This is a genomic window from Caballeronia sp. LjRoot29 (assembly GCF_964252755.1).
GTDB lineage: Bacteria > Pseudomonadota > Gammaproteobacteria > Burkholderiales > Burkholderiaceae > Caballeronia.
In genome coordinates this window covers 19,117-29,986 of the sequence record NZ_CAXUPU020000057.1, presented here as the reverse complement: position 1 = coordinate 29,986, position 10,870 = coordinate 19,117, and the positions used below count along the sequence as shown (strand labels likewise).

Annotated in this window: 10 protein-coding genes; 5 read left to right on the top strand and 5 right to left on the bottom strand. The window is 57.3% G+C overall.

Going from position 1 to position 10,870, the window contains the following annotated elements:
* The first annotated feature begins 241 nt into the window (after positions 1-241).
* Entirely contained in the window at positions 242-1,132 is an 891-nt protein-coding gene (gene gcvA / locus ACSQ83_RS34370; RefSeq protein WP_414968029.1) for a transcriptional regulator GcvA, read from the top strand.
* Positions 1,133-1,281: 149 nt separating this feature from the next.
* On the opposite strand, the gene ACSQ83_RS34365 is transcribed toward gcvA, so the two are convergent.
* Positions 1,282-2,061 (bottom strand): alpha/beta hydrolase, encoded by a 780-nt coding sequence (locus tag ACSQ83_RS34365; RefSeq protein WP_436231178.1) that lies wholly within the window; start codon positions 2,059-2,061, stop codon positions 1,282-1,284.
* A 186-nt stretch (positions 2,062-2,247) separates the two neighbouring features.
* Here ACSQ83_RS34365 and ACSQ83_RS34360 point away from each other — a divergent pair, with 186 nt between their 5' ends.
* Positions 2,248-3,531, top strand: a complete 1,284-nt coding sequence (locus tag ACSQ83_RS34360) for a tetratricopeptide repeat protein (RefSeq protein ID WP_436231177.1) — start codon at positions 2,248-2,250, stop codon at positions 3,529-3,531.
* 57 nt (positions 3,532-3,588) lie between these two features.
* On the opposite strand, the gene ACSQ83_RS34355 is transcribed toward ACSQ83_RS34360, so the two are convergent.
* From ACSQ83_RS34355 to ACSQ83_RS34340, 4 genes are all read right to left on the bottom strand, one after another.
* Positions 3,589-4,341: a hypothetical protein gene (locus ACSQ83_RS34355; protein WP_436231176.1), complete on the bottom strand. Its 753-nt coding sequence runs from the start codon at positions 4,339-4,341 to the stop codon at positions 3,589-3,591.
* A 60-nt stretch (positions 4,342-4,401) separates the two neighbouring features.
* Positions 4,402-5,820 carry a sigma 54-interacting transcriptional regulator gene (locus ACSQ83_RS34350; RefSeq protein WP_436231175.1) on the bottom strand — a complete coding sequence of 473 codons (1,419 nt, stop codon included), beginning with the start codon at positions 5,818-5,820 and terminating at the stop codon, positions 4,402-4,404.
* A 263-nt stretch (positions 5,821-6,083) separates the two neighbouring features.
* The gene (locus ACSQ83_RS34345) at positions 6,084-7,013 is read right to left on the bottom strand and encodes an alpha/beta hydrolase (protein ID WP_436231174.1); all 930 of its coding nucleotides are present in this window, start codon (positions 7,011-7,013) and stop codon (positions 6,084-6,086) included.
* A 291-nt stretch (positions 7,014-7,304) separates the two neighbouring features.
* Entirely contained in the window at positions 7,305-8,138 is an 834-nt protein-coding gene (locus tag ACSQ83_RS34340; protein ID WP_436231173.1) for an NAD(P)H-binding protein, read from the bottom strand.
* A 166-nt stretch (positions 8,139-8,304) separates the two neighbouring features.
* Between ACSQ83_RS34340 and ACSQ83_RS34335 the strand changes: the two genes are divergently transcribed.
* The 3 genes from ACSQ83_RS34335 to ACSQ83_RS34325 all read left to right on the top strand — a co-directional run bounded on the left by ACSQ83_RS34335 (position 8,305) and on the right by ACSQ83_RS34325 (position 10,773).
* Positions 8,305-9,318: an AraC family transcriptional regulator gene (locus tag ACSQ83_RS34335; RefSeq protein WP_436231172.1), complete on the top strand. Its 1,014-nt coding sequence runs from the start codon at positions 8,305-8,307 to the stop codon at positions 9,316-9,318.
* Positions 9,319-9,514: 196 nt separating this feature from the next.
* Complete coding sequence (locus ACSQ83_RS34330; RefSeq protein ID WP_414954768.1) at positions 9,515-9,940, top strand: phasin family protein; 426 nt, start codon at positions 9,515-9,517, stop codon at positions 9,938-9,940.
* Between the two features lie 281 nt (positions 9,941-10,221).
* Positions 10,222-10,773: a carboxymuconolactone decarboxylase family protein gene (locus ACSQ83_RS34325; RefSeq protein ID WP_436231171.1), complete on the top strand. Its 552-nt coding sequence runs from the start codon at positions 10,222-10,224 to the stop codon at positions 10,771-10,773.
* The last annotated feature ends 97 nt before the right edge of the window (positions 10,774-10,870 follow it).

The following is a 10,870-nucleotide window of genomic DNA, read 5'->3' as shown; positions in this document are numbered from 1 at the left end:
TAGGATGTGTGAACCCCACTTTCTCCGAACACGGATACCCACACGCTTCGCCACCAGTGATTGAACCTGCCCATGGGACACCCCGCGCTATCCGCGAACAACCTTCCTCCGAATTTGCACGGACGCGGGACCTCTTTAGCAAAGCCATTGCTTAAGAATGCTTTTCGGGCGACTATATCTCTTGTGATTCTGGGCATTGGAACACTAAATCTTGTATTTTCCACTAGCAAAACTGACCTGAATGCAGCATCTTCTACCCCCGCTTAACGCACTTCGCGCCTTTGAAGCCGCTGCCCGCTTAGGCAGCTTCAAGGCAGCCGCAGCCGAATTACACGTCACTCACGGCGCTGTGAGCCAACATATCCGTCTGCTAGAGGAATGGTTGGGCGCACCCTTGTTCGAGCGCCACAATCGGCGCGTCGTCCTCACACCAGCAGCCCGCGCGTATCTCGCTGAAATCGGACCGGCGTTCGAACAGGTCGCCTCCGCAACCTCCAGGTATGGTTACGTGGGCAGCGTATCGCCACGAGTCCTGAGGGTGAATGGACCCGCCACGTTCGCACTGCGCTGGCTCGTCCCAAGACTCGCAGGCTTTCAACGGCTGCATCCCGGCGTTGAGGTGAGTCTGGAGACGTCCAATGAGCCGGTAGAAGCACTGCAAGACACCTACGACATCATCATTCGTGGCGGCCCCGACTCGTTCTACGGCTATTCAATGCGCCCGTTCTTGTCAGAGGAACGCATACCGGTCTGCAGTCCCGCGCTGCTCAATCAACTGCCACTCAAGACAACGCGCGACCTGATCCATCACACGCTCCTGCATACATCAAGCCTCCCAAGGTTATGGAGCGACTGGCTCGCCAAAGCGAAGGTAGCCGATCTCAAGCCCGCCACCACGCTGACGCTCGATCATTTTTATCTCACGCTCCAAGCCGCGCTCGACGGCTTAGGGGTCGCGATGGGACCGACCGCCCTGATAGCGAATGACCTGGCATCCGGGCGGCTTGTCGCACCATTCGCCAGTCCACGTCTTCCTGCCCGCAGTTACTGTACTTATGTGCCGGAGGCCAAGGAAACGGACGAACTTGTTGTTGCCTTCCGCTCGTGGCTGGAACAAGAAGCCAATACATAGCACGGCGGGGCGTGGTGAAATAGCAAAGGCTTGCAGGGACTGGATCGTGGACGAATTCGACCTCATCACACTATCAGCATTCCTATGTATATGGAAATGAACAGTTCACCGATCCATGCCCCTGCACCACCCTTTATTTAAAATGCAGCTTAGTCCTGCGCATGCTCGGCTGCTTGTTCAATCAAAGCGGCCACTTCTTTCGGATGCGATTCATACACTGAGTGACTCGCGCCGGCTATCTCAACGGTATGGCTGTGCGCGCGGGCCGCGTACATCCGTTCCAGGTCAGGATTGATGATCTTGTCCGACTTCGCGACCATATACCAGCTAGGTTTGACCTTCCATGCGGGATCGGTCATAGGGGCCGAGAAAACCGCGGCCGATGTCGGCATCTGTGCGCGGGCTTCAAACTGAGCCTGCTTCAGCGGCAGGTCCGCAGCGAAATCGCCAGGGTAGTTGGCCGGATCGAGGAACAGGAAACCATCCGGTGTTTTCACAAGCGGGTGGGCCGAATTCGGAAACTTCTTGCCGTTGCCAACCTCGGTTTCATCCGTGTCCAACGCATGAGCAGCAATGTAGACCAGACCCGCTACATGGGAGTCATTTCCAGCCGATGTAATGATCGCGCCGCCATAGCTATGGCCAACCAAAATAGCCGGGCCGTCCTGACGGTCAAGAATGCGTTTCGTGGCAGTCACGTCTTCCGCAAACGACGTCAACGGTTCCTGGACCAAGGTGACGTTATAACCGTCCTTGGTCAGGATATCGTAGACCGGTCTCCAACCCGAACTACCCACAAACGCACCGTGAACCAGCACGATGTTCTTGACAGGGCCTTTAGCAGGTTGAGTCTCTTGAGCCATGACACCAGCTGAAATGAACGCGCTGGCAAGGATCGACAAAAGTAACGTAGCACGACGGGTCTTCATTTTTAATTCCTGGAAAGTGTGTAGTTTGCAATGGGACAAACACACGTATCCCTTCCGCTATTCCCATCGTGATCAAATATTTTTTGGATATTTTTAAATCCCCTTCGCAAGGTCAGCGTTTTGTAAGGAACGCCTGATACAAGAGCAATAACGCTTGCCAACGTCTGCCGCAAACAAGACCGCCTTATGAACCGGAAAACATTCTCCGACCGTGAACACACGGACCATCCGCTCATGGAATCAGCATGGCATGCTTGGCAACAGGGGGACATGACAGCAGCAGAACGCGCTTATCGTTGCGTGCTTGAACGGGATGATCGCAATGGTCTGGCGCACAACAACCTGGCGAATCTATTGCGGCAATGCGGGCAGTTCAATGAAGCCGAAACGCACTATTGCCGCGCGCTCGAACAGATGCCAGATTCTGCAGAAATCAGGAATAACCGCGCAGGGACGCTCGAAAAACTTCATCGGCATGAACAAGCGGAAACTGAATATCGTCGTGCGCTCGAACTGAAGCCGGACTTTGCCGAAGCCCGTTTCAACCTGGGGATGCTTCTTCTCTCCGCCGGCCAATATACGGAAGGCTGGCAATATTACGAAGCGCGATCGGAAGCGTTTGAAGAACACCGGCAGTTGCCCTTCCCTCAATGGAACGGTGAGGACCTGAGCGGCAAAACCCTGTTGCTCTTGCCGGAGCAAGGCTACGGCGACACCATACAGTTCGTCCGTTACGTGTCGCGGCTCAAGGCGCAAGGTGCGGCAAAGATATCGATGATCTGCCAACCCCAACTCGCGCCGCTTCTGCGTACAGTAGAAGGTATCGACGCGCTGATCACCGACCCGCAAGCGCTCCAAGGACACGATTACTGGGCTTCGTTAATGAGCCTGCCCTTACGCATGGGGACAACAGTCGCGTCGATTCCAGCAGGGATTCCCTATGTGGGCGTATTCACCAATCGTTTGGAGAAGTGGCAAGCACGCTTACCCGTCGACGGCTTGCGGGTTGGGTTGGTTTGGAAAGGCAACGCCGAGCACGACAACGACGCGCAACGGTCGTTACGCCATTTTTCCGATCTGGCGCCGCTGTGGTCCGTGAGTGGAACTCGCTTCATCAACCTGCAGGTAGGGGATGCTGAAATGCAGGCCGATGAATGCAAGGCGCTGCAACCCGCCCTTTGCCTGGGACGGGAGATTCGCGATTTTGGCGATACCGCGGCCATCGTTGCGCAACTGAATCTTGTCATCTGCGTCGATACAGCGATCGCTCACGTGGCCGGTGCGTTGGGCGTTGCATGCTGGTTGATGCTGCCGCAAACAGGAGTCGACTGGCGCTGGCATCGAACGGGAAACAACTCGCCGTGGTACCCCAAGGATATGTACCTGTTTCGCCAGGACCAGGGCGGCTGGCCCGCTTTGATCAACGAGGTCAAGGATGCGCTTGCCGACATCATGCGAAGCGCAAGTTAGCCGCACACGCGACGCATTGAGCGCTTGATCTGCCGCTTAAGCCTAAGCCGCCAAGTCCTATTCTTTATCAGCCTTGCTGGTTTCCTTCGCCGCCATGGCAACGAGATGTCTTGCTTCCCAGCTAGAGGCATCGATCGCGTACGCTTGCGTCGCATTGTCGGCAACACACTGCCAGTCACCCAGCGCACGGCAATGCCACGCGTGGTGCAGCAACGCATCGCGAGTATGTTCTCGGCCGGTGAGTTCCGTACGCATCTTTTCCAACTGACTGCTACCCTCGCTGCTCACCGATATCCTCGCAAGACCCCTGCGTGCCGCCGACAGATTCCCGGCCTGCAGCGCACTATAAAACGCATTGACATCCGGATGTTGTGCTCGCGTGGTTTCATCGCCGGCATTCTGTTGATCATTTAACGCGGATGGCTTAGCCGGCAAGACCGAGGCGCCTTGTGTCACCACCTGCCCGCTTTGGACCAGCGACCCCGTTGCGGACGAGTGCATTTTTCCGATCTGCGGCGTGTGGCCAATGCCCGCAAGATAAGGTTTAGTCAACGTATAAGCGACCAGCGCACCCGCACAAAGCATGCACGCAAGCGCAATGCGTGCTGCGCGCCGTGACCGCGTGCGAGGCAATACGCCGCGCGCACTAACCTTCTCCGAATTCGGAGGGGAAGATAATTTCCCCTGACGCTGCATGATGGTCGGCGTATTACCGCATCGGCTGCATCCTTGGCCGCCACCGGAATAGGTGTTCCCGCATCGCTCGCAGGTGATCCATGCGGTGTGGTCGAATGAATCAAGCAGGCGCATATGATTCTCCATCAATTACATTGAGAGGGTCATCGGCTGCATCAGGACGCTCTGGTAGCTTTACTCATAGTCGCTGGGATCGCTCAACTCGTCCGCTTCATCAAGCGCCGCGCGCGTGGATATTCCCAGCTCCTGCATCAACCGGTGCAGATGCACGCGCGAAATGCCAAGGATGCGAGCGGCATCGACAACCCGGCCCTTATGCGCGAAGAGCGCCACTTCTATTGCCCGTCTGTCCGCCGAAGTCCTCGCTTCGCGAAGCAAGTCCGGCGCGAGTGAAACATGCTCCGCCAATTCAAGGTCGTCAGCGGTGATGAACTTGCCTTCAGACAAAACTATTGCGCGGCGGACACGATCGATCAGTTCTCGAACATTCCCGGGCCAGCCATAGTTATGCAACGCTGCAATCGCGTCCGGAGCAAACCCATGTATCCTGCGCGCGCGTTCATTTTTAAAGCGTTCAAGCGTGTGCGCGGCAAGATCCGTGATGTCTTTTCCTCTCACGCGAAGCGGCGGCTCCCCAATCTGAAGCACGCAAAGCCGGAAGAAAAGATCCGCCATAAACTTGCCTTCCGCGACGGCAGCTTGCATGTCCTTGTGCGTTGCCGTGATCAACCGTACATCTACATCAACGGACTCAAGACTGCCCAGGCGCTCGATCTTGCGTTCCTGGATAAAACGCAGCAACGCGGCCTGACTCTCACGCGGCAGGTTGCCAATTTCATCGATGAACAGCGTTCCGCCATGCGCCTGCTCGACTCGCCCTATCTTGCGTTGCGTGGCACCTGGGAACGCTCCGCGTTCGTAGCCGAACAATTCCGAATGAAGGAGATCAGGCGCAACAGCGCCGCAGGTCACCGCCACGAAAGGCATGTCGCGGCGGACCGATCGCCCGTGAATCATCTGCGCGGTCAATTCCTTGCCGGTTCCCGACTCGCCCGAAATGAACACAGCGGCGTCACTGGCTGAGACCTTTCCAATGGTCCGATAAAGTTCCAGCATGGCCTCAGATGAACCTATCACGCCGTGGCCGAATGCATCCCCTAAAGCGTGCCCGAAAGGATCCTCTGACGCATCCTCAAGATCGGGTAGCACGACCTCTGAGCGAAGAACCTCCATATCGATGGCTTGCCCGATCACATCTACGATCCGCTCATGCGATGCCGGCAGCGTTACAAAAGCAAAGCAATGTGTAGCGATAAAGTCTCGAACAGCCGCCCGCCGTAGCGTCTCTTGCGATACAAGCGCGACCCATGCAACCAGCACTGAACGTGAGAGTTGCTGGACCCTGGCGAACCTCCCGTCGTGGATACCGTCTGTCAGATCGAGCAGCCCGGCCATAGGCTCACGCGCAAGCTTCGCCACTGCGTCGGCCCCCATCGCCGGCACGACAAGCCAGGCAGGGTCACTGAGAAAACTTAGCAGCGATTCGTTCGGCTTACCTCCAATGTATAGAAGCGTGCGTTGTGCTCTGTCCATATTGTTATAAGTGGTTCTCTGGTAGGCCCGGCTTCACGACTGTAGTCACGACGGCTTTAAACAATTGCCCTAGGTGAGCAACCATTTCTTGTCTATCCGCCATCCTAGCGGGGCGATTTCATGACAGGTGAAACCAAACGTTAAGTTGAGTTTCTGTCGATGAAAAAACGTCGCGACATGTAACGAGAAAGCTTGGATGGCCGTTCAGGAATCAACCAGGCAAGGTTCAGCACGGGGCTTGCCCGAGTTATTTTTACCGCTGCTTACCCCTGTGGACGCGTCAAAAATTCACAGACCTCGCGATACAGCAGCTTCACGCCCGGGCTCTTATCAAGTGCCCGCAGACATCCATGTACCAGTCCTTCCCCGAGCCAAAAATAGCCGTCCCCACCCGCCGCGCGAATGCGTTCGATATAGACGCGGGCATCGTCACGCAGAGGATCATGTTCAACGCCAACGGCTAATGTCGCCGGTAGTCCGCTGAAGTGAGGTGCGTCGAGTGGCGAAATCTGCGGATAAGGCACCCTGTCCTGCCAGTAAAGTTCGCGGTAAGCGTGGACGTCGGCAAGCGTGAGCATTGGGGCGTCAGCCTCGGTATCGCGCGCGGGCAATTCCGGCTCCCGTCCAAGCGCTGGATAGATCGCCACCACCCCCGTCACGCCGGCAACTCCCCGGTCACGAAGAATGGTTGCAACGCTGGCGGCAAGATTCCCTCCGGCACTATCGCCGGCGATTTGGAGCCTGGCGGGCAGTCCCGCAAAGGGCAACGTGGCATTGATTGCTGCGAGTGTCACTTCGATGCAGTCTTCGTGCGCGGCGGGCGCGGGGTGCTCGGGTGCGAGCCGATAATCAACGGCGATCACGTGCATGCCGGTATCGGCCGCAAGGCGCGCGGTGATAGCTTCATGGCTATCAAGCGAGCCGAGCACAAAACCGCCGCCGTGGAAGTACAGCACGGTGCCGGCTTGAGCCGTGCCGTTCGTCGTTCGGTACAAGCGCAAGGGAATGCGATGTCCCGCGACAGAATCGAGCGCGCTTGTTTCAATGAGCAACCCATCGGGCAGCGCAGGCGTAAACGCCTTTGCGTAGTTGTCGTAGAGAACGCGTTGCTCGGCAATTGTCATGGTAACCGTGTCCGGCGGATACATCTCGTAAGTCCGCCGGACAAACTCCATCATTTCTGTTTCGAGCATTGATTTTTATCCGTTGTTAAACTTGCCAAGGCAACGCTTAAACTCCAAATACTTAGTTATCCGACTTTAATCTCTCCCCTTAAGACCCTCGAATTTTCATTGAGACTCCTCGTGTCATCAAAGGGGCCCGCACATGAGATCAAAGCGAAGGACGTACGGTACAAGCTCAAATTATCTTTGTATCGCCTGCTTACGACTGCGAGTTGACTCTTTGCGACGTCATGAAAATGTTTGAATCGCTCGCAAAAGCTTCGCCCGGATTGCTAAACGGGAGAGACTGAGAAGACTCAACTAAGCTTCTTCGCGGCTCCAGATCCCCGTTGCCGCCGTCTCCCGCACGTAGGCGCTGAAATCACGCGGAGGCCGCCCAAGTTCGCGAATGACACCGTCCTCCACGGAGGCATTTCGGCCGTCCAGTACATCCGTGAAGAGATAGTGGATAAGCTCGACTGTTTGTGCCGGAAGCCCGGCTTCCACAAGCGCTTCCGTGTACTCCGTCATGGACAGCCTCGTGAACCGGATCGATCGCCCGGATGTTCGGGCAATCTCCGCGACCGCTTCGGCGAAGGTCACCAGACGCGGGCCGGTTAGTTCGTAGAGCTGTCCGGCATGGCCGTTCTGCGTCAGCGCAGCTATCGCGACGTCGGCTATATCGTCAGCATCGACAAACGGCTCGCCAATGTTCCCAACGGGCAATGCAAGCTCGCCATCGCGTATCGGCTCCAGGAAATGCGCCTCGCTAAAGTTCTGCGCGAACCAGCTCGCGCGCAGCAGCGTCCAGTCGACGCCGGCGTTGCGCACAATGTCTTCACAGCGCTGTGCTTCCGGCTCGCCCCGCCCGGACAGCAGCACGAGACGCCGGACGCCGCTCGACACAGCCAGATCGGTGAACGACTGGATTGCACCGGTCGCCCCAGCGACGGACAAATCCGGGTAGAAGCAGATGTAGACGGCGCTGACGCCCTTGAGCGCGGGTGCCCACGTGGAGTAATCATTCCAGTCGAACGGCGGCGTGGCGGCCCGCGAACCGTGCCGCACGGGGAGATTGCGGGCGGCAAGACGCGCCACTATCCGACGGCCTGTCTTGCCCGTGCTTCCGAGCACCGAAATGGGATTTGTAGCCATGGTCAATTCCCCCAGATAAGCGCCGCACCGTGCGGCGACCGTGAATCCAGCGTAATGTGATCTCTAAAGACGAACAATGACATTACGTCTTGATTTAATGCTCATTCGTCCAGTGAAATGGACGAACTGGCACGCAGCAGCAACCGGCTGAATTACACTATTTCCCATGACCGACCTGCCCGCACCCGACGATCCGCTCGGCGAAGCGCTCCACTTCCTGCGCATGAGCGGCACTTTTTATTGCCGGTCGGAATTCACCGCTCCATGGGCCCTCGAACTCCCGGCGTTCGATCAGTGCCTGATGTTCCACGTCGTCACGGCTGGCGAGTGTCTGCTCGAAGTGGACGGCGTCGAGCCTCGCTTGCTGCGCCCCGGCGATCTCGCCCTCGTTCCGCACGGTGCGGGACATCGGCTGATGAGCCACGCGGGCGTCCCGGCAGGAAAACTCCTCGATCTGCCGCGCGATGCAATCAGCAATCGCTATGAAGTTCTTCGCCACGGAGAAGGCGGCGCGGCCACGACCATGATCTGCGCCGTCGTGCGTTTCGACCACCCGGCAGCGCATCAACTGATTCGCCTGTTGCCCCGGCTGATTTGCGTCGATACATGGAAATCGCCGGAAACAGAGTGGATCCAGAGCACGCTGCGATTCATCGCGGCCGAGGCGCAGCATCTGAACCCGGGAGGGGAAACTGTCATCACACGGCTAGCCGATATTCTCGTCATCCAGGCTATCCGGTCCTGGATCGCCAATGCTCACCAAGCGCAGACGGGATGGCTCGGCGCAATACGCGACAAGCAGATCGGGCGAGCCATTACGATGATTCATCGCGATCCGGCAAGCAACTGGACGGTGGCATCGCTGGCAGACGAAGTCGGCATGTCACGCTCGGCGTTTTCCGCGCGCTTCACGCAACTCATCGGCGAACCGGCCATGCGCTACGCCATGCGGTGGAAAATGCAGGCGGCGCTTACGCGGTTGCGAGAGACGGATTCATCGCTTGCGGAATTGGCAAGCTCCCTTGGATACGACTCCGAAGCCGCCTTTAGCCGCGCATTCAAGCGAATCATGGGGGTTGCGCCTGGGGCGGCGCGACGCAACGCTCGAAACGGCGCCGGCGCCGATTCAGGCGGATACCCGCTGGTGGTGCAGGACGCTACACACTCCGAGATTGGCTAAGGTCATGCGGATTAACGCCTGCCACATGATCTTTTCTGACAATCAGCTAAACGCAGATTGTCGACCTGTGCGCGTTTTCCCTTGGATTCAGCAAAGATCGTTAGCCTGTACTATCGAAAGAGCGTTGGGCGCCACCCTCTACGCCTGAGGAGCGTCGACGTTTCCGCGAACGTGAACATATCTTAGGGAGAGGCACATGACGAAGCCCGAGTACAGCGACCCGTTCAGTCAGTTTTCCGCGATGTTCCAGCAGTACAAACTTCCGGGATTCGACGTGCAGGCAATCCTGGATGCGCGCAGAAAGGACGTCGAAGCACTGGCGGCCGCGAACCGCGTCGCATTCGGCGGCATGGAAGCGCTTCGAGATAAACAGATCGAAATTCTGCGCCGGGCCCTCAACGACTTCCAGGGCATTGCGCAGCAGTACGCCACCACGCCGGCCAAAGCTTCATCCAATCCGACCGAAGTCGTTCAAAAGGCACTGCACCAGGCCCTCGCCGATATGCAGGAAATCGCTCAAAAAACACAGCAGGCCCAAACCGAAGCGTATGCCATTGTGACGAAGCGAATTGAAGAGGCGGCCAAGGAATTGAAGTCGTCGCTGGAGCAGCCTAAGGGGTAGCGTCCTGTCGGCACTCACCGGGAACGTCAGCGCCGTTCCCGGTTTTCTCCACTCTATCTGCTTGACTAACCCCCTCTCTTGAGCGAACTCTGCGCCGCTAAGCAGCTGCTAAACAGCCGCTAGCCGCGGGCGTGGATCGACCGTTATTACATCCGAGGTAATTGAACGTATTCGTGCGATCGCTAAGATTGCAGTCATCTGCTTGCGGTACCCGCGTTTAAAAAAAGCGTCGCATGGAGATACAGACACATTTCGTTCAATCAATGGTAAAGGAGTTAGGAATGCATAGTTTTACACTTCACACAATCGAATCGGCGCCGGAAAAATCCAAACCCACATTGCGTGCGTTGGAAGAGAAGTTTGGATTCTTACCAAACGTGATGGCGACCATGGCAGGCAACCCCGTGCTCCTCAACGGCTTTGCAGCCAGCTTCTCAAGCTTTCACGGCGGAAGCCTGGACGAGTGCGAAAAGCAGGTTCTGCTGCTCACCAACGCGGTCACGATCAAATGCCCGTGGACCGTTGCGGCTCACTCCACCTTTGCGCTTGAGGACGGCATGAAGGAGTCGGACGTCAAAGCGATCCGCGAAGGGAGATTGCCGGATGATCCGAAGTACGCGGCCCTGTCGGGCATGAGCCGGGCCTTGATCCAAAAACGAGGGAACGTATCCCAGGAAGACATCGTAAACTTTACTTCTGCGGGGTATTCAGCGCTTCAGGTTTTCGAAGTCATCACGAGCATTGGTGTGTCCACCATGGCCGCCACCACGACGAACATGGCTGGCACGCCTGTAGAAGAGCGCTTTAAGGCGCAGGCATGGACGGCTGCCTGACGAAAGGATCGCGCATGGATCGGTTCGCGCCGAACCCTGCGCGATTGCAGTCGTTGCTGCGACTTATCGAGTTAAGCGTATTCTTGTGCACTGAATT